This is a genomic window from Paenibacillus solisilvae (genome assembly GCF_042656405.1).
GTDB lineage: Bacteria > Bacillota > Bacilli > Paenibacillales > Paenibacillaceae > Paenibacillus_Z > Paenibacillus_Z solisilvae.
This window is the reverse complement of sequence record NZ_JBHSOW010000043.1, coordinates 18,682-38,074: the sequence shown is the minus strand read 5'-3', so window position 1 is coordinate 38,074 and position 19,393 is coordinate 18,682. Positions and strand designations below refer to the sequence as shown.

At 49.6% G+C, this 19,393-nt stretch carries 18 protein-coding genes; 1 reads left to right on the top strand and 17 read right to left on the bottom strand.

Annotated elements, in window-relative coordinates; all coding sequences use genetic code 11:
* Positions 1-12 precede the first annotated feature (12 nt).
* Genes ACFPYJ_RS12480 through ACFPYJ_RS12440 form a run of 9 tightly spaced genes read right to left on the bottom strand, consistent with a single transcriptional unit; the run spans position 13 to position 7,644 of the window.
* On the bottom strand, positions 13-831 hold the full coding sequence (locus ACFPYJ_RS12480) for a sugar phosphate isomerase/epimerase family protein (RefSeq protein ID WP_379188478.1): 819 nt from the start codon (positions 829-831) through the stop codon (positions 13-15).
* Positions 815-1,756 (bottom strand): polysaccharide deacetylase family protein, encoded by a 942-nt coding sequence (locus ACFPYJ_RS12475; protein ID WP_379188477.1) that lies wholly within the window; start codon positions 1,754-1,756, stop codon positions 815-817. The genes ACFPYJ_RS12480 and ACFPYJ_RS12475 overlap by 17 nt, the downstream gene beginning before the upstream one ends.
* 22 nt (positions 1,757-1,778) lie before the next feature.
* A complete protein-coding gene (locus ACFPYJ_RS12470; RefSeq protein ID WP_379188476.1) occupies positions 1,779-2,330 on the bottom strand; it encodes a DUF5698 domain-containing protein in 552 nt (183 codons plus the stop codon).
* The gene (locus ACFPYJ_RS12465) at positions 2,327-3,223 is read right to left on the bottom strand and encodes an ABC transporter substrate-binding protein (RefSeq protein ID WP_379188475.1); all 897 of its coding nucleotides are present in this window, start codon (positions 3,221-3,223) and stop codon (positions 2,327-2,329) included. Before ACFPYJ_RS12465 ends, ACFPYJ_RS12470 begins: the two co-directional genes overlap by 4 nt.
* A 26-nt stretch (positions 3,224-3,249) precedes the next feature.
* Positions 3,250-3,891, bottom strand: a complete 642-nt coding sequence (locus ACFPYJ_RS12460) for an ABC transporter permease (protein ID WP_379188474.1) — start codon at positions 3,889-3,891, stop codon at positions 3,250-3,252.
* Positions 3,888-4,547 carry an ABC transporter permease gene (locus tag ACFPYJ_RS12455; RefSeq protein WP_379188472.1) on the bottom strand — a complete coding sequence of 220 codons (660 nt, stop codon included), beginning with the start codon at positions 4,545-4,547 and terminating at the stop codon, positions 3,888-3,890. Before ACFPYJ_RS12455 ends, ACFPYJ_RS12460 begins: the two co-directional genes overlap by 4 nt.
* Before the next feature lie 18 nt (positions 4,548-4,565).
* Positions 4,566-5,528 (bottom strand): ABC transporter ATP-binding protein, encoded by a 963-nt coding sequence (locus ACFPYJ_RS12450; protein WP_379188470.1) that lies wholly within the window; start codon positions 5,526-5,528, stop codon positions 4,566-4,568.
* Complete coding sequence (gene hydA / locus ACFPYJ_RS12445) at positions 5,525-6,955, bottom strand: dihydropyrimidinase (protein WP_379188469.1); 1,431 nt, start codon at positions 6,953-6,955, stop codon at positions 5,525-5,527. Before hydA ends, ACFPYJ_RS12450 begins: the two co-directional genes overlap by 4 nt.
* 20 nt (positions 6,956-6,975) lie before the next feature.
* Positions 6,976-7,644 (bottom strand): GntR family transcriptional regulator, encoded by a 669-nt coding sequence (locus tag ACFPYJ_RS12440; RefSeq protein WP_379188467.1) that lies wholly within the window; start codon positions 7,642-7,644, stop codon positions 6,976-6,978.
* 487 nt (positions 7,645-8,131) lie between these two features.
* On the opposite strand from ACFPYJ_RS12440, the gene ACFPYJ_RS12435 reads away from it, so the two are divergent.
* Positions 8,132-8,335 carry an amidase family protein gene (locus ACFPYJ_RS12435; protein WP_379188466.1) on the top strand — a complete coding sequence of 68 codons (204 nt, stop codon included), beginning with the start codon at positions 8,132-8,134 and terminating at the stop codon, positions 8,333-8,335.
* A 309-nt stretch (positions 8,336-8,644) separates the two neighbouring features.
* On the opposite strand, the gene ACFPYJ_RS12430 is transcribed toward ACFPYJ_RS12435, so the two are convergent.
* From ACFPYJ_RS12430 to ACFPYJ_RS12395, 8 genes are all read right to left on the bottom strand, one after another.
* Positions 8,645-10,387, bottom strand: a complete 1,743-nt coding sequence (locus tag ACFPYJ_RS12430; RefSeq protein WP_379188464.1) for a DUF5107 domain-containing protein — start codon at positions 10,385-10,387, stop codon at positions 8,645-8,647.
* Entirely contained in the window at positions 10,381-12,054 is a 1,674-nt protein-coding gene (locus ACFPYJ_RS12425; protein ID WP_379188462.1) for a DUF4091 domain-containing protein, read from the bottom strand. Before ACFPYJ_RS12425 ends, ACFPYJ_RS12430 begins: the two co-directional genes overlap by 7 nt.
* 33 nt (positions 12,055-12,087) lie before the next feature.
* Positions 12,088-13,680, bottom strand: a complete 1,593-nt coding sequence (locus tag ACFPYJ_RS12420) for a DUF4091 domain-containing protein (RefSeq protein WP_379188461.1) — start codon at positions 13,678-13,680, stop codon at positions 12,088-12,090.
* 72 nt (positions 13,681-13,752) lie between these two features.
* Positions 13,753-15,195 (bottom strand): ABC transporter substrate-binding protein, encoded by a 1,443-nt coding sequence (locus tag ACFPYJ_RS12415; RefSeq protein WP_379188460.1) that lies wholly within the window; start codon positions 15,193-15,195, stop codon positions 13,753-13,755.
* Between the two features lie 84 nt (positions 15,196-15,279).
* Positions 15,280-15,777 carry a hypothetical protein gene (locus ACFPYJ_RS12410; RefSeq protein WP_379188459.1) on the bottom strand — a complete coding sequence of 166 codons (498 nt, stop codon included), beginning with the start codon at positions 15,775-15,777 and terminating at the stop codon, positions 15,280-15,282.
* 12 nt (positions 15,778-15,789) lie between these two features.
* Positions 15,790-17,280 (bottom strand): glycoside hydrolase family 2 protein, encoded by a 1,491-nt coding sequence (locus ACFPYJ_RS12405; RefSeq protein WP_379188458.1) that lies wholly within the window; start codon positions 17,278-17,280, stop codon positions 15,790-15,792.
* 49 nt (positions 17,281-17,329) lie between these two features.
* Positions 17,330-18,133, bottom strand: coding sequence for a glycoside hydrolase family 16 protein (locus tag ACFPYJ_RS12400; protein WP_379188457.1), 804 nt, complete (start codon positions 18,131-18,133; stop codon positions 17,330-17,332).
* Between the two features lie 274 nt (positions 18,134-18,407).
* Positions 18,408-19,388, bottom strand: a complete 981-nt coding sequence (locus ACFPYJ_RS12395) for a carbohydrate ABC transporter permease (protein WP_379188456.1) — start codon at positions 19,386-19,388, stop codon at positions 18,408-18,410.
* Positions 19,389-19,393: the final 5 nt, after the last annotated feature.

Below are 19,393 nucleotides of genomic sequence, written 5' to 3'. Positions count from 1 at the left end.
GTCGGTTCCTCCTTATAGCTCCATAATTTCCCCGATATCATCGGATACATTGCGCATGTGGCGTTCAGGCGATCCGGACCGGGAAGGCGGTGTTGCTATCAAGAACCCTTCATAATTTACGCATCGCAACGCATCCATCACCGCTGCCCAATTCACATCCCCGTAGAAGAACGGAACAACCTGATGCCCTTTGCCTGCTTCCGGCCTAAAGTCCTTCATATGCACACCTGCCAATCGCGTTCCCAACAAGCGGATCCATTGCTCCGGGTACCCTGCGTTCATCGCATTCCCAACATCGAAATACGCGCGGATGGCAGGCTCGTTCAGTTCATCCAGGAATACTGCGAATTCAAGCGGGCTGAGGAGGAAGCCGTTCCAGACATTTTCAACGCCGATGGCGATGCCGGCAGAGGAGGCTTCCGGAGCAAGCAGCAGCAATGCCTCCTGAGCCGATGCATAAGCCCGATCATAAGGAATCTCGGCATCCACGTTACCCGGCACGACCAAGATCGTTTTGGCGCCAAGCGCCGAGGCGATCTCGATCATCCGTTTTCCGAGGTCTATTCCCTTCTGCCTGATTATCTTGTTGTTAGAGGTTAAAGAATACGCATTATGCAGACTGGTTGAGAGAGACGGCAATAACACTCCGCAATCCGTCGCCGCTTCGGCCAACTGCTTGAACTCGGCAAGCGACCTCTTCAGCGAGATCGGAGCATCTTCTTCATAAACGTTGAACTCAACGCCATCGAAGCCCATCCGGCTTGCCATGCGAATAATGGCTTCCCCGGAAGCCGCTTCCCTGAACGCCCAGTCGCTAATTCCTTTGAACATGTGCGAATTCCTTATGGTGCTCTATCCACCAGCTTGCTATATCGTTTCGACGCATGAACGCTACTCCCGGTATGGACTTGGCATAGGTAATAAAATCTTTCAACGCCGAAGTTCTCGCTGCTTGTCCCATCGTTCTCGCATGCAGGCCTATCGACATCATCTTGGGGGCGTACTCGCTTTCCTCCACATAGTAGTCCAGCGCTTTCTTGCAGGTCAGGACGAAATCATCCGGACTTCCGAATCCTTGGGCAATAATGAACCGGGTATCGTTGTAGGTCTTGGTATAGGGCAGAACGAGATGCGACTTGCCCTTAACGGACGTAAAATACGGGATATCGTCGTTATAGGCATCGGAGTCATAGAGGAATCCCCCCTCCTCCACCAGCAGCTCGCGAGTGTTTATGCTGGGTCCATAGCGGCTATTCCAGCCGACTGGGCGTGTACCCGTCAGCCGTTTTATTCCTTCCACCGCTTTGCGGATTTCTTCCCGTTCTTCATCTCTGGATAATAGCCAAAGCTCCGACCAACGCCAGCCGTGCGCCATCGTCTCATGCCCGCTTTGCTTAATCCATTCGGCAATCTCAGGATGCAATTCCAGTGCGGCGGCGCATGCTGACACGGTAACCGGAATTCGCTGCTGCTTGAACAGTCGCGCTAATCTCCATACTCCGGCCCGGCTTCCGTATTCGTAAACGGATTCCGCTGCCAAGTCCCTATAACGGGGATTCATCGCGGGGTAATCGTATTCCGTGAAGCCCTCCTGCCGATCGTCTCCTGCAGGCAAGGAGAATTCTGCGCCTTCCTCGTAGTTTAACACCAAATTAATAATAACCTTGGCTTCATTCGGCCATCTAACCTTTGGCGCAAACCGTCCGTAACCAATTAAATCCCGTCGTCCGCCTGGAAGGTCTGCCTTAAGCTCCATCCGTCCCACTCCCTTGATCCATTCATTTCGCGCTTCCAGAATCTTCAATGGCTACGCGGCTTGTCGTTTTTATCGCTTTCCTTAGAAATCCGCCCTTTAGCATCTGAGGCTCTGACGTTACGGTAAAAGCTTCACGATCTGTTTCTTTTATCAGCTTGAGAATTTGCGCGGTTAATCGACGGCGAATAACGATGTATAACATATTCCGGCCGCTTCCTCCGCCATCCGCTTTCCATGTCGTAACCCCGATTCCCGATGTTCTTAGCACTTCGGCTAAATTCGAGCCTGGTGACGTGACAACATGGAACATCGTGTAACCAAAAGCTAGTTTCTCTTCCGCCCAGCTTCCTGCTATGGAACCAACCGCGTACCCCAGCCCAAATGCGACAACCCTAGCCGGGCTGTCTAAATTCGAAACGACCAGTCCCAGCGCCATCACGTTAAGCATTTGCTCGAAAAAACTGGCGGAAGCCGCCAAGTAGCGGCTTCCTTTGACCAGAATTATCCAACGGCATGTCATGACTGTGACGAACGCAGCTTCCAATATAAAGATGAGGGCTAGTTGTCCGATCATTTTAGAAGACCTTTGCTTGTCAGGAAATCCTTAGCGACCTTCTCTTCCGTCTCTTTCTTATCATCAACCAAATAGTTCAGCTCCTGCATATCGGCATCCGTAAGAAGTCCTGCCAATTGATTGAGAACGCCCTCCAGCTCCGGATATTTCTCCAGCGTTTCCATTCTAACGATCGGTGCGGCGTTATATGGAGGAAAGAAATTCAGATCATCCTTTAACACGGTCATATTGAATGTTTTCAGTTGACCGTCGGTAGCAAACGCATTCGTGACCTGCATCTCATTGGCTTGGATGGACTTATAACGGAGTCCGCTATCCAGCGTAATTTCTTTCTTGAAGTTGAAGCCGTATTTTTCTTTAAGGCTATTCCAGCCATCCGGCTCGCGGTTCATGAATTCAGGATCAGCGCCGAAGACGAATTGATCCGACACCTTGGCCAAGTCGCTGTAAGTCACGAGATTATTCGCTTTAGCTATCTCGCTCGGCATAGCGATTGTGAATGTATTGTTGAATCCAAGCGGCTTCGTCAGCTTCAATTTCATTTCCTTCTGCAGCTTCTCGTTCACCATATCGAATACCGCCGGCGGATCCGTCACGGGATCCTGTATTTTTAAATAGCTGCTGTACACGGTCCCGTCATACTCCAAATACATATCAATGTCGCCTGATGTTATGGCTTTAAGCGTAATATCTGTGGCTCCTAGATTAGGCTTACGTTCAACCTTCAGATCCGTTTGGTTTTCAATCAGCTGCGCCACCATTTCCCCCAAAACAATATTCTCGGTGAAATTCTTCGATCCGACGACGATTGTGTTTTGCTTGCTCGAACAGCCCGCGAGCACCATGACTAGCGCCAGCGTAAATGCAAGTGCCGATAATGATGTCTTTTTCATGAGCATGATTCCTCCTAGTAGGTTGTCTATCTATTTTGAAGTCCCGGCGAGGACATACGCCCTTGAAGAAGCTGAAGCAGTCTGTCGACAACGAAAGCCAGCAATGCCGCCAATAACGATCCCGCGATGATCATGGAGTTATTAAGCCTGTTAATGCCGGTAAAGATTTCATAGCCTAAGCCGCCGGCACCGACCAATGACATGAGTGTCGCCGTGCTGATCGCTACTACTGCGGATATACGAATGCCCACAAAGATGACTTGAAGAGCCAGCGGAAGCTCGATTCTCCAGAAGATCTGGCTATCGCTCATTCCCATTCCCGACGCCGTCTCGATCAGCTTCGGATCGATAGAGACGAGACCCTTATAGGTGGATTGGACAATGGGCAATAAGGTATAGACGAATAGACCGAAAACGGCAGTCGTCTTGCCTAATCCGAATACGATCATGAGAAATCCAGCCAAGGCAAGCACCGGAATGGTCTGCAAAGCATTAACGACCCAAAGCACGGGTTTCACCCATTTCACCGATTTACTGATCCAAATGCCAAGCGGAACCGCAACCGCCACTCCCAAAAGCACCGCGAGCAATGCCATTGTCAGCTGCTCCACGCTGAGCATAATTAGATGATCGGCATGCGTCGATATATATTCGATGAGGTCGATCATGACGGAATCCCCCCCCTTTGCGATGGCACGGTCCATCTTTTTTCGAACATTCCCAGCAGGGTATCAGCTAACAAAGCGAGCAGAGTAACGGGTATGGCACCCGCTATAATGTAGCCGTTCGTCAAGGTCGCGAATCCCGCCATGATCAAATCTCCTAAGCCTCCGGCTCCGATATACGCGCCCAGGGTTGCCCATCCGATGATCATAACGGTCGAGATTCGAATTCCGTTCATCATGATGGGCAGGCTAAGCGGGATTTGCACCTTTAGCAAAAGCTGCATGGATGTCATTCCCATTCCTTTTCCGGATTCGATAAGTACCGGGTCGACGGACCGAATGCCCGTATAGGTGCTTCGCAGAATTGGCAATATTGCGTAGAGAAAGAGTGCGGCTAGCGTGGGAGTGGTTCCGATGCCCATTATCGGAATCATGAAGGCAAGTAAAGCCAGGCTTGGAATCGTCTGCAGCATGCCGACCACGTTCATGAGCCATTCCGCGACCCTTTTCGTCCGGCTGAGCAGAATGCCGGCGGGTACTGCGAAACCGATCGCTAATGCCATGGAAATCAGCGACAAGTATAGATGCTGCCATGTTTTTTCGACGATTTTCTGGATTACGTCCGGCTTGCTGAGCACCTCAAAAATGTCCATCCACATTTCTCTCACTCCTTCTAATTAAACAGCCGAATTGCCCTTAAGAAATTCAGCAACGGAATCCACGTTTAAACAGCCGACAGGCTTGCCCTCAATATCGACTACCCAATACTGATCTTCCTTGGTTACGAACATATGCTGAAAGGCTTGATGTACGGATGTGTCTGCCTTGATCGTGATATCAGGAGTCATGGCCGGCATCTGTCTTCCGTTAATTGCAGTCATGACTTTCTCAACCTTCGTCATATCCAACACGCTGAGGCGCTGACTTCCCATGAATTCTTCGACAAACGCGCTCGCCGGACGATAGAGCAAGTCATCAGGTGTTCCGTTCTGAATGATTTCCCCGTCCTTCATGAGAACGATGCGGTCGGCCAGCTTCAGCGCCTCATCCATATCGTGAGTAACGAATACGATCGTTTTGGACATCTTCGACTGCAGGCGTTTCAGTTCGTCCTGCAGTGACTCTCTGATTAGCGGATCAAGTGCCCCGAAAGGCTCGTCCATCAGCACAAGATCGGGCTCCGCAGCCAATGCGCGAAGCACGCCTACACGCTGCTGCTGTCCGCCGGATAGCTGCGCCGGATAACGGTTGCCATAAGATTCCGGATCAAGTCCCACCATTTGGAGCAGCTCCTTGCACCGCAGCTTTCGTTTCTCCTCCGGCCAGCCGAGCAGCTTGGGAACGACTGAGATATTTTCCTGGATCGTCATATGGGGAAAAAGTCCGATTTGCTGGACCACATAACCGATCCCGCGTCTGAGCTGCACGGGATCCTGCGATTTAATATTCTGACCGTTTACGAGGATGTTGCCCGACGTTGACTCCTGCAGACGATTAATCATCTTGAGCGTGCTTGTTTTGCCGCAGCCGCTTGGACCGATCAAACAAACGAACTCGCCTTGCTTCACATGAAAATTAAGATTAGAAACGGCTTTGCCGCCATTCGGATACGTTTTGGTCACATTCTCGAATTTGATCATCTCCATACCGCCTCCTTAGTCAGATTCGCTTGCTGCCTGCTGTCGAGCTTCCTTGCGACAAACCTTCCCGTGCCCGCCCTTCCGACGAAAGCCCCGTTAAGCGCGATGGTTTCGCCGCGGACGATCGTCCGCATAGGCGCCCCCTCTACCTCAACTCCCTCATAAATGCTGTAATCCACATTCATAGCATGCGATGCCGAAGAAATCGTTCTTTTCCGTTTTGGATCCCATATCACCAAATCCGCATCGCTGCCTTCTGCAATGACACCCTTCAGCGGATATAAACCGAAAATTTTCGCTGCATTCGTCGAGGTCATGTTCACGAATTGGCTGATTCCGATTTTGCCTTTAGCCACCCCAAAGTGATAAAGCATGGACATTCGATCTTCTATGGAAGGACCTCCGTTAGGAATCTTGGTGAAGTCCTCGAGCCCCAGCTCCTTCTGGCCTTTGAAATCATAAGAACTATGATCGGAACCGATGGTTAGCAGATCCCCGGAATTCAAGCCTTCCCATAAATGGGCCTGATGCCATTTCTCTCTAGGGGGCGGAGACCAGACATACTTGGCCCCTTCAAAATCCGGTTTATTCAGAAACCCGATATCTACGAACAAATATTGGGGACATGTTTCACCGAATACTTTCAATCCCTTCTGTCTGGCAGTCTGAATGGCCTGGAGGGATTGCAGGCAGCTCACATGGGGAATGTATAAGGCGGCGTCCGCGATCTCTGCAAAAGTAATCACTCTCCCCGTCGCTTCGCCTTCCAGCTCCGGAGGACGAGTCAAGGCATGGGCGATCGGCGCCAAATGTCCTTTCGCTACGCTTTGCTCGATCAACACTTCGATAACGTCGCCATTCTCGCAGTGCACCATCGCCAGCGCCTCTAATTCATGTATCCGCTGCAAGGCTCTGAATAGATCGCCGTCATTAATTTGCAAAGAATCTTTATAGGCCATGAACAGCTTGAAGGAGGGTATGCCTTCTTCCATGATTTCTTTCATCTCATTCAAGCTATTCTCATTCACCTCTCGAATAACCAAGTGAAAACCATAGTCAATGACGGCATGCTTATCAGCCCTGCGCTTCCACTCCCGCAGTCCCGTCATCATCGTGCTGTTGCTGTCCGGCCTGCAGAAATCAAGGATCGTCGTGGTGCCTCCTACCGCTGCGGCAACCGTTCCCGTATACCAATCGTCTGATGTCTCCAATCCTTCCCATTTGGATTGCAGGTGAGTATGAGGATCGATGCCCCCAGGGATAATATAGCTGCCCTCAGCTTCGATAATTTCCCAGCCGCTTTCCGGACTTATCGTGTTTGCTAATCGAGTTATCTTCTCCCCTTCAATAAGAATATCTAGTTTTGCAACCGATGTTTCGGTAACCACCATACCGCCGGTGATAAGGGTTGGATTGCGATGCATCATGTTGAATACCCCTTTCGTTTCTATTCGAATGCCGTCGTTTCTTGGAAATAAAGTTGGATGATTTGTTTCATGTTTTCTTTGTTCGAACGAATATGCTTCTCAATCAGCATTTCGGCTTGATCCACGTTCTTGTCCATAATCTGCTTCATGATTTCCACATGGTCTGTTACGATGCTGCTTGCCCAATCCTTCTGGTTATAATCGATTCGCCGGATAATGTGAATTCTTTCATTAATTTTCTTAATATGGGAAAATAGTTCCCCGTTTCCGCTCGCAAGAGCAATTTGCTCATGGAATTCTTCATCGTCCGTTATCATCTGCAAGCCGATCGTTTCTTCCCAGCTCACCGGCTTATTCACCCAAACTTCGTTCAGTACGGCAAGCTTTTCGTCATTCCCCTGCTCAATCGCCAGCCGAACCGCCATTTTCTCCAAGGTAATGAGCACCTCGTACAAATCCTCAACCTCTTTCGAGGTGTAGCTTCTGATGTAATAGCCTTGATGAGGGATCATCGTTACCCATCCCTCTTGCTCCAGCTTTCGAAGAGCCTCTCTGACAGGGGTTCGGCTGCAGCCGAACTCTTGCGATAGCTTGATCTCCGTTAATCTCTGATGAGGCCGATAGTTTAAATGAACGATTCTATGCTTAACTGTGTCGAAAATATGATTTTGATGAATATCGGTAGCCATATTGCATTCCTCCATTATCTTTTGTTATGTATTTCAACCACTTGCATACCTGATTGTATACAATAATATATGCAATGAAATTTGATGTCAATATATCTAACATTAATTGTTTGAAATTGCGAGAATATAAGAAATAAATCTATGTGCGTCATTTTATATAACACATTAAATTCTTGAAGAATTCTTCCTCGTTATTGACTTCTAAGGTATTTCATTAATCGGACTAATGCTTTCTAGTCATCGGCAAATACAAAATACATTTGAATATAAAAGGTTGTATTTCAGGGGGATTTAGAGGGGTTCATTCCGTTTTCTTTAAAACGAAGCTGCGTTAATCTTTTAGGGTTATTGGGAGATAATCTTCTAGATCGTGGCTTGCGGCTTTATCACTGATCTTGGGCAAACAGCCCTAATAAGATGAAATTTGAAGGTAAATAAATGTCAGATTAGCTGACGCAAATCTTATGGAAGATTAGGATACAGCTCTTTGGGCGGATTAACGATCAATCCCTATAATTTGAATCGGGACGCATCCGGTTCCAGCCGCGGAACAGCTGCTGCGGTGGCTTCTAATTTCGCAGTATTCGGTCTTGGTACCGCAATCGCTTTGAGCATCATGGCAGGTTCAAGGGCACAAATCCGAAGTGAAGGTTGTCCGCAGCATATTCCAACTATTCAATCAAATTTCTGACGTTAAATTTCGCAGGAAAAAGGCCATATGCAGCGGCAATATGACCTTTACAAATACAACTAGTTTATTATTTTGATTTTTTCTTTGCGGCGGATCTTCCTTGTTTTTTCGGATCGCTCGAAGGTTTCTCGGCATGCTGCGACCCGTTAGGTTTGATATGGTCGTCTCCCAAGTTTATGACTCCTTTCCTTTGGCTTCTTAATAAAGTATTTGCCAAGAAAGGTGAATTTATGTAAAATTGTTCGGCTGATAAATGCTAGATTCTGAATTTTAGCTCAGGCTTCCGAGCCTCTCAAATAAATCATCATCTCAGCTCTTCTTGGCCAATACTCTGTATGCGCCGTACGCCGCCAAATCATCCTCACCCAAATGACCGGGAATCGGAGCTTCCGCACAGTCAAGCGACTCCGTGATTTGATTCCACAAACGGGAGCGTTCATATCTCTGATGCACATTCTCGAAGTGATGATGATCCAATATTGTTTTGGCTTCATGAATGGCTCCTTTGTCAAACAAGAAGCTGGCTTTCCGTTCAACAAGCCCATCCTCTTGAAGTGATTCCACACGTTCAAACCACTGCTCCCGCTCGTCATAAGCAGCGGATCCATAATGCGCTAAGGTGATATCTCGCTCAATAAACACTTGGGGATGAAGGCTCCACGCCGTCGACGAGATCCTGTTGAAGGCTTCCCTTGATGCCTCAAAGTCCTGTTTGATCACACGCAGCAATCTTCCCAGCAGCGCATAACTGCCATCCAAGCCCGCTGTCTGTAAAATAGGGATTGACTCGTCAAATCGGCCTTTCCCCGCCAGCCAAACCCCCAGATAGTAGGACCACAGCGGTTTGTTCTTGTCCCCATGCTGCTCCGCCGCCCATTGCAGCGCCTCTCCCAATAATTCGATGCCTGATGGCGGCCAGCAGCAGTCTTCGGCATCCGGCGGAATCGGAACCCGATCTAACGTCCCTCGTTGAAATGCATCAACCAGCTGGATCCAAGATGCGCTATTGCTTCGCGGCACCCAATCAAACATTGGGATGAGTTCGATATCCACCAATTGCGGGTTAGGAAGCCCCAGCTCCCGAATGTTCAGCGGCTCTGTGCTAGGCAGCCAAAACTCCGTATGCACGTGGCGTGCTCCGGGCTGCAGCTTCTTATTATCCGCCTGCTCAAGCAAAGGCCCCGCCTGAATTTCCACGTAGCTCTCCTTTTGAGCAGCCGTCAGATGCGCCCACTTTTCATGCTCCCCGATACCGTATAACCACAGCTTAATTCCAGGGGTTTCTGCCTGATCCGCGATATGGTATAGGCCGCTGCCAAGGCTTGGCGTGAACATGCCAAAAGCATTGCAATCGGCTGACTTCCAGAAAAATCCCTGCATCCGGTCGAATTCCGACAGCCGATAATCGCGGTCCTCCCAATCGATTTCTTCGAGAACATCCGCATGCCTGAGTACATGACCCGCCGGAAAATGAAACTCTGAATCCGGGCGCGCCGGGAGTGCCGCATTGGACCAGGACATCCATGCATGAGCCTCTGAGGTGGGGTTGACGAAGGTCGTTCTTTGCGTCAAATACCGGTCATCATGCCCAAGGGAATACTCAACCGTCCAATGCATTCCGTAGCGGACCTCCCGCTCTCCGCACCAGATATAGAGACGATCTTCGACTTGCGAAGTAAGAGCATGTACGGACTCTATTTGGACTGGTGTATGCGCAATCGGAAAGCTGACTTCAATTCCGCCGCTGATAAAAGCCATTCGGGGCAATATGCGTACAGGGCGCACCGAACCCGAATGGAATAGAATTTCCCTGCCGCTTGCTTTATCAAGAATCGAATGAACTTTGCCTCCGAGATCCGGACAGACTGTGGCCTTGAGCCACTCGTTCTCAATTGCGATCATCCGAAAGTTTCTGAGATTCGGCCGCTTTGCCGTTTCGCAGAAGCTCTCGTACGGATAAATGCCTTCTTCATCGCAGACGGTAGGCAGCGGACCGCATGGCTGCACGGCGTGATAGAGCATCGTCTCCTGCCATTCCGATGTCTTTAGCATGGAGCTTCACGCTGCACTCGTTCTTTAATCTGCCGGTTGATACGTTCCCGCATTTCAAGAATCCAGGTGCTTCCCTTCTCGTACTGCCTGAACGTAATCGGCTGATCCATCCCTGCTTCCAACAGCGCTAGCGTTTCCTGCTTGCCCATCAAGCTTTCCAGTAACTGGAGCGCTCTTACATCCTGCATCGCTTCGCGCAGTACGGCCAGACGAATGGAGCTGATCGGACCTTCCTTGCCCGGATACACCAGGAAAGCGTCTCCTGAAGGGAAGCTGTGATCGGCGTCCGTCACTTGATAAGGATCGATTTCTTTCCGCGACCGCTGCGAATACCAGTGATTGTAGCCCCAATGCAGGAAGCCTTGAATATCGTATTTGTACAATTGAGCGCCGATAATGCGATTTCGCGCCGAAGGCATGTTGAAGAAGCGGTTTGATTCGTAATGCTTGTATTCGCAGCAGCAATAATAAGCCCACAAATGTTCGGCGTTGTTGGCAATATACGTATGAATATGTTCCGTAGAAACGACTGGATGCGTCAGCAGACCCGTTGCATAGAATTCATATTCCGACAACGCGTCAATAATCGGGAAAGCGTCGTTTAACAGCATTCGAACAAGGGTGCTTGCGCTCGTATACGACTCCAGGTCGTGCAAAGTGGGTTCGTCTGACAGATGAAAATAACAACGTTTCTCTAGCTGATGCGAAGAGATAAATTGAAGCAGCTCCGGAATAAACTGCGTGAGAAAATGACGATACTCTTCTCCGGCGGCATCGGTATCCCAGCCAAAAATTTTCTCTTCCTTGCCGTCCGCCTCGGCGATAATTTTCGGAGCATGCTTCGCCCCCCACTGCGTGAACAAATGGGAAAATTCAAAGTATTGAATTCCCTTCCTCAGGCACAGTTCAACCCATCTCTCAAGAAGTGAGAAATCAAACACATAGCGGCTGCCGGATCGTTTAACCCCAATAAACTGCACCGTCGGACGTTCTTTCCCAACATCCAATTCGAGCGGAGGAGAGAACAAAGGCGTTAGAATCATATTCATGCCATATTCGACATAATGGGCGACATACGTTTCGATGAGGGTCCAGTGGGCTTCCGAGAATACCTCCACCTTGTACCAGGAAGCAAGGCAATCCAGGTAAAACCATTCCGTATGAACAAGCTGCTGTTCAGGAAGCGCAGCCGCAACCACTTCTAATTCGAAGGATTCCGAGCCTAACTGCCCGCCGGCTTCATCCATGAACCGAATATCGATCAAATGGACGCCTGGTTCGATATTGCCAGTGAGATCCACAGTAATCCATATCGACCGCCATTGATTCGGAAGCGTCCGAACCGTACCTGCTTCAAGCGGATACAGCGGGTCCGGATATAAGCCCGGCGTCGTTCGAAGCAAATAATCGTCAGGATCGTTGTAATTCGTCAGCTCGGAAGGCACCAAGCCTACGCTTCGGATTGTAACAGTATCAGCCAAATCAGACTCGACGGCTGCACGGATCTGTTTCATCGGCAATGGTGAACGATAAGCGACCTGAAAAGAATAGTATTCGCCGATAAGCGCGGACCCTTGCTGATAAGCGTCCTCCAGAAGTTCTTCATCGGCAAATACTTTCACAAGCGAATGGATGCATCTCGTTTTGAAATTCGCATTTTGAGTCATGTTTAAAACCTCCTATAAGGCGATACATTAAGATTAGGCAATCACAAGCTCGGATACGGCTTGAAGCAGCTTGCGGTGTACGTGTTCAAAATGGACCGGATCTTCATTCGCCTTGTTAAAGCTGATCAAGCAGGAATCTGTGAGCTCATCGGCCAAAGCCTTGTCCTTCTTCGCCAGAAGCTTCAGCAGCTCATAATCTTCGATTCCGGCTCTCATCGATTCCAGGCGCATGCTGCCCCACGGACCGTCCGGCCCTGGGAAGGTGATATGGGTATCCCCCGGCGGGAAGAAGAGATCGGTTTGCTCGAACGGGTCTTTATCATCGTCGCAATGATTGAGACCCCAATGCAGAAATCCTTCAAGATCGTATTTGTAGTTGCCCCAATGCAAATATCGGGTTCGCAGCAGTGGCATATCCCATAACCTGTTCATCGAATATCCGCCCGGGAAGCAGCATGTATAGAACCACAGCTTGTCACCAAGCGATCTTAATTTCTCAAATTGTTCGCGGTGTTCCAAATAATAGACGTTTTTGGGAACCAATATATCAACCGAACCCGCCAAATCATAGGTTTCGACCGCTTCAAGCAGAGGCACGCCGGGCATAAACTTTCGGACGATGCCTGACAATATGCGGTACTCCTCCACGCTTTGTCCAATCGGTTCGTCGGCAACGTGCTGCACGAGGATGTTCAGCCAGCCGTTTTGCTCAAGAAACGTTCTCCAAGCCGGCAGGTATTGCGAAAGATAGGCATATCCTTCCGTAGAAAGCGCTTTGAGAGCTTCCCCGTTATTCCAGGTATTCCAAATGAAAAATTCCGAACCCCAGAAATCTTTCCGTCCTGCCACCAATCCGCCTTCAATATGGGTGAATCCGAGCTCCAGATAAAGCTTGATGAGACGCTCAGCTCTTTCAAAATTAAACTGGTACATGCCTTCGCTGATTTCCTGTATAACCACCGCGTCCATGGGCACCCAGAAGTGGGTTTGCCGCGCTCTGCGCATCAGCTTGCCGTACTTTAGAATCATCCCCCAGTGCTCTTCGGACCACAGCTCCACGTTATACCGCTTCGCCATATTCGGAAGACTGAACCAGTTGGTGACCGCAAGCGTTTCTTGCTCAGGAACAACCGCTTGGAACACCTCGATTTCAACCGGAATGCGGCACGTCTCTTCGCCCATCGTTACGTGTAATTCACCGGTAAACTTGCCAGGGGCAGTATCCGCAGGAATTTCCCAGCATACATATATGGCTTCCGTTGCAGCACGGGTTACAACGTCAGCGCTCAGCGGTTTCAGCGCTTCATATACGCGGAACGGCGCAAGCCGCGTCGTATAGCCTTCCGCCGATTCACCATCACCTGCGCAATGGTTAATAGGCCCTGTATTTTTTTCTACGAAAATATCGATTAATTGATAGATTTCTGGACCTCGCAAGCCGCTATTCGTCGACTCATTCTTATATTCACATACAATCTGCGATTCCGGTGCGATGGAATTGAATAGGATCTGACAAGCAGCATAGCTTCCTCTTGCAGCCGATAACTCGATGCGCCTCACTCCGCTCTCCTTTACAACGCTATCCGGGTAAATCCATTCATTCATACTGAATACTTGATAGTTCATAAGAGCATTCTCCTCCTGCTGCTGAATTCGTCTAATAGATTGGTGCAGCGCCCTACGCACTCATTCTTGTCGTTATTGGCTTAATTCTGCTTTAGCTTTGGCTATGAATTCGTTCGCTTTATCTTCGAGTTCCTTGGCCTTGTCGGCCGGCGTGAATTCACCCGCTTTGAACTTCTCAGGGAATTTATTATCTGCGAACCACTTCTCATATTCCGCCAAACCCAACAGCGTCTTGTTATAGCTCGGCACCGCGTCTTTCAAAAGCTTCATGACTGCTTTCTGTCCCGGCAGACGCAGCAGCGGTTCAATCTTCTCCCACACTTCCGGATAGTCTGCAATCGGGAATTGCACGAAGTCATTGTTATTTTGACCGTATAGTTCCAGACGCTTCAGCCAACCATCTCTGCCCCACGACATCCATTTCATCAGCGCATACGCCGCTTCCGGATGCTTGGTTGTGGAGGATACGCCGATATAGTCAAGCAAAGCCGGCATTTTTTGACCTGTTTTACCAGCAGGATATGGGTAGAAGTCAAGATCCCCGGCACCGGTTTTTTTCATTTCCGCCGGCAGCCAGCTGATCGTCCACGAGCCTTCGGTCGCCATAGCTACATGGCCTTCCTGGAAAGCCCATGCATCCTTATTTCCGAATTCTTTTCCTCTTTCCTCGGGGGTCATTGCATCTTCCGTTTTTACCCTTTGGAGCTCAAGCTTTTTGTTAAAGGCATCGATCCATTCTTGATTCGTAAAATGGAACTTCTCCCCATCAAACGTGTTGTAACCTAGCGAAGGGTCGTTTGCCATCGGCCAATACTCTTCAAAATGAAGATCATAACCGGCCCCGCTGATTCCATAGTAATGCTTATCCGGATTAGACAGCTTCTTCGCCAGCTCTAACATCTCATCAATCGTCCAGTCATATGAAGGAAGTGCGACGTTATTTTTCTCAAACAATGTCTTGTTCAGGTATACGCCGTAAAGAACCTGCCATCCTGCGGCAGCGAATCTTTTCCCGTTATACTTGGCTTGCGCCGCAATATTCGGATACACCGCCTCCGTCTCCGGGTCATCATTCCAATATGGCGATAAGTCGAGCAGCCAATCATTCTCTACGCCGACACTCACGGTATCGAGCCAAAATACATCCGGCATATCGTTTGCGCTCGCTGCAGTCGCTAAAGACTCATTCCACGGCCAGTTTATTTTCTCATCCCTCACGACTGTAATGTTCGGGTATTTCTCCATAAAGCCCTTTATCATACCGTCCATTATTTTTGCATCTTCATACCCGGCGAACTTCAACGTGATTTTTTCATTTTGCCATGAAGGCTTCTCTTCCGGCTTGTCCGCATCCTGCTCGCCTTTCGCATTCCCATTGGCATTCGCTCCGGTATCAGGCGGCGTATTCGCTGCTTCACTGCCCGGATCATTCGCCGCATTGTTCGAACACCCTGTAAACACCGTAATGAATAAGGCCATAACCAGCAATAATGCCATCGACTTGCTGTGCTTCATTTCCATACCCTCCATATCATCTATTTTGATACCAAAGTCATGTATCCTGGAACTAAAGCTGCATGCTGCCGCCCGGATGTTCATTCAGATGTTCGGCTTCTTGACGAATCCACCTTCGTAAGCAGTGAATTTCCGATAATCTTCACGAATCATTTCGCCTACAGGCTTGATCGTTTTGCGGTCCATGTGATAAATGCCGAACGTATCGATCCAATTGTTGTGGTTCACGTACCAATCGTACATAATCCAGTAATCGATGCCGGCTAAAAATCCATGTTCATTGTAACTTCCGTCTGCATGAATGACGGCCCGCTCCATTAAGGACTTCAACGTTTCTGTGTACGTCATCACCTGAGCCTCGGATTCTACCTCATTCTCACCGGACCAGTGCCCGAATTCCGTGTTCACGATCGGTTTATCCGGCCAAAGCCTATGGGCATTCTCCAAAAACTGACGAGTTCCCTCGTAATAGGTGCTTCCGTGAAAAATGCCGAAGTACATGGTCCAGCTCGCTACATCCAGCGGTTCCATCGAGGGGTCATGCGCGCCCGGTTGATCCGCCGCCGCGCTTTGCGTCGTCAAACGCCCGTCAGGCTAACGGGTCTTCAAGTCTTCCACAAGCCGCTTGTTATATACGGTCCGCAGCTCTACTTCGACCGACTCGTTCTGCGTGCTCCACATAAGCACGGAAGGACGATTATATTGGGAGAAAATCATTTCCCGCCACATCTGATCGCTCAGCCGCTTCTCTTCTTGAACTTCAAATTGCTCCCGCACAAACTGCCATAACGGAATTTCGCTGGCTGCAGCAAGGCCAAGCCGGTCGAGCAGCACAGCGGTGAACACATGGTTCGGATAATGCGCCGTCCGTACATAATTCACATGCAGGTCATCCCGCATTTGCAGCAAATCATCGCGAATTTTGTCCCAAGAGGCAGTCCGGCCTGAATCCGGCCATTCTTCATGACGCGCAATACCGGCGAGAAATATAGGACGGCCGTTAAGCAGTAGATTCGTTCCTTCCGTCTCGATCGTACGAATACCGAATTGGGTATGAAAGGTGTCGCTCGCGCCTTCTCCGCCAGCATGAAGCGAGAATTCCGCAACGTACAAATTCGGCTGCCAAAATGCCCAAAGATGGGGATTTTCGACGCAAATGTTGAAAACGGCAGCTTTTGTCTCACCCGCCCCAAGTGTGAGCTCTGCGGACAATTCTCCATTCCATGACGCCTGCTCCCCCTTGATTTGGGAAGCATAAGGCGAACCGAGAAAAGCGTCGGAATTTTGATCCGCCTCGTATATCGATCCGTGAAGCCCCGCCTGAACAGCTGAACCGGAGCGGTTCTCAACAATCGCCGTCACACGAAGGTTGCCCCTCAAATCCACAGGCACAATGTCGACACGTGACAGATGACAAGGTGCGCTGCCGCTTATGTATAGATCATGAATGATGCCCGTATAGTTAAAAAAGTCCGTTCCAGCCGCTGCCGGAATGATGTCATTCCGGCTGCCCCATGGCGGGTTATCTACACGAATCGCGATCGTGTTTGAATCATCGATGCGAATATGCGGCGTAAGATCCAATGCAAATGGCGTAAAACCTCCTTCGTGATAGCCGATCCACTTCCCGTTGATCCATACATCTGCGACATAGCTGATCGATAGCGCATGCAGTGTGACGGCTTTGCCGGACCATTCCATTCCGAGTTCAAAATGACGGCGATACCAGACACCATCTTCATACGTTTCTGAAGAACCAGCCGCCTCTTTGCCTTGAATCTGATTCTCCGGAAAAGGCAGCTGTATCGTCTCCCATCCGGAATCGTCGAATCCGATTTCAGTACGTCCTTCTGCTTCCGCCACCGCCTGCACGAACCAATGCTCGTCACGCTCCGATAAAGAGAAGTCATGATCCGCCTTAAACCGCTGCTTGCGCCAAGCTCCGCCCAAATCCAGCTTTAATCGGTCCTGGCAATCAAAGGACGGAACGGGAATACCGTTTTGAAACGGAATATGAACCCCGTCAGCCTGCTGCAATGAAAATGTAGTTCGTATCCTCGTGAACGCCTGGATTTGCTCCGTCATGGTTGCGGCCCCCTCTTCTTCGTGTAAGCTGCCTTCGCAATCTTTCGAGCTATTCTGCTGCCCCATATTGACCGTCTTCCGGCTGATAAACCCGTATATAATCGACTTCCAATGTCTGCGGAAATACAGTTGTCTCGTCTGGATAGCCCGGCCAATTGCCGCCGACCGCCAGATTGAGCATCAAATAGAAGGGCTTATTGAAAGGAGCGGGATACGGCCGATTGCCCGATGCTCCACTCTCGCGCGTATACCATTCACTGCTCTTATAGTAGAGCTCGCCGTCTATATACCAGCGCATTTGCGTCGGCGTCCAATCCAGCTTGAAATTATGGAAATCGTCAGCGAATACGCCGGATCCAAGAATATAGCAATCGCCTTTGTAATGATGCGGATTGCCCATATGGAGTGTGCCGTGCACTTTATTCGGCTCATGGCCGCACATCTCCATAATGTCGATTTCGCCCGAGCTCGGCCAGTCGCCGTGCACTTCCAGATCCGTCGACATCATCCAGAAGGCAGGCCAAATCCCTTGACCTTGCGGCAGCTTCGCGCGGATCTCAAACCGGCCGTACGTCCAGTCCACTTTGTTCCGTGTAACCAGCTTGGCCGACGTATACGGGCTTCCCTCGAACTCTTCTTTAATCGCTTTAATAATCAGCTTCGAGTCTTCGATATACGCGTTTTTCTTATCCCTCGTGTAGTACTGAAGCTCGTTATTCCCCCAGCCGTGACCGTCGATATCATAGTCCCATCTCGACAGATCGATTTCCGGGCCGTCGAATTCTTCGTTCCAAACGAGCTTCCATCCGTTGTCCGCTACTTGGATATTGTTATATTGTTCTTGTCGTGTCATCTTCCTAGCACACCTCATCTTTTTTTTAATAGTTACCGCGAGCAAGGAGCAAAGCGAGCGGAACCTTGCTTCAAAACACGCCGTGAATATAGAGCCGAAGAGCAGGGCGGAATCATTGTGGAGAAGCGTCAGCGTTCGCCTTTGTCCCCTGGAATTCAACCGCTAAGCGGTATAAATTCAAGAAATCCGGGGGACAACAGCGATCGGAACAATGATCCGCACGCGCAGCGGCCTGTATTCATCAGTTGCTCTCTCTATGCACAAGTTGCTCCCTCTATTCGCCGGTAATACCGGAGCGGTCAATTCCTTCGACAAACCATCGCTGCAGCAAGAAATAGACGACGAGCAATGGCCCTATCGTAAGCAGCGTTCCCGCCAGCTTAATCGCCTCATTAATTTGGCTGCCCGGGCTGCCAGGCGGGAACATCCTGCTGTAGCTGTCCGCAAACTGCTGCAGCTCAAGCGGCAGTATCGTAAGCGAATTGCCAAAATACATACCGGCTAAATACGTTTCATTCCAATACCAGACGAAGGAAAACAGGAATACGATAATGATCGCCGGACCGGCCATCGGAATGGCCAGCCGGTAAAAGATTTTTAAGGAGCCTGCGCCATCCAATTCAGCAGCTTCCTCAAGCGCAACCGGCATTTTACGGAAAAATTGATAATAAATCAGAATAAACAGCGTACTTTTCAACCCTTGACCTACAATCGCCGGATAAATGAAGGTTTGCAGAGAGCCGATCAAATTATAATGCTTGAATAACAAGTAAGTCGGCATCATCGTAATCTGCGGCGGAATGACGAACGTCGCCAGCATGAGCACAAACAGAATCTTCTTGCATGGAAAATCGAACCGGGCAAACCCGTAGCCGACGATCGCGCAGGAAACGGTTTGCAGCAATGCCGGAGTTCCGGCCGCGAGAACGGTCTTCATCAATGTGCTGCGGTAATCCAGCACACGGATCGCCTTCTCGTAGTTTTCGGTATAGATGGAGGTCGGGATCCATTTCACCATCGAGTTTACGAGGTCATCCAAGCTCATGAAGCTGTTAACGAGCATAAACAGCACCGGATAGAGATAGATGAATCCGATTCCGATCAGCAGCAAGTAGATGACGAGCTTGAATACGAACCCGTCGTTCTCGCCCATGCCAAGCAGAAATTTGCGGATTTTTCCGCCGATCAGCTGAAGCCATAGCTTCCCTTTCCATTTCTTCCAAACCATTTGATCCTGCCCTGCTTGTTTTTCCATTGGTA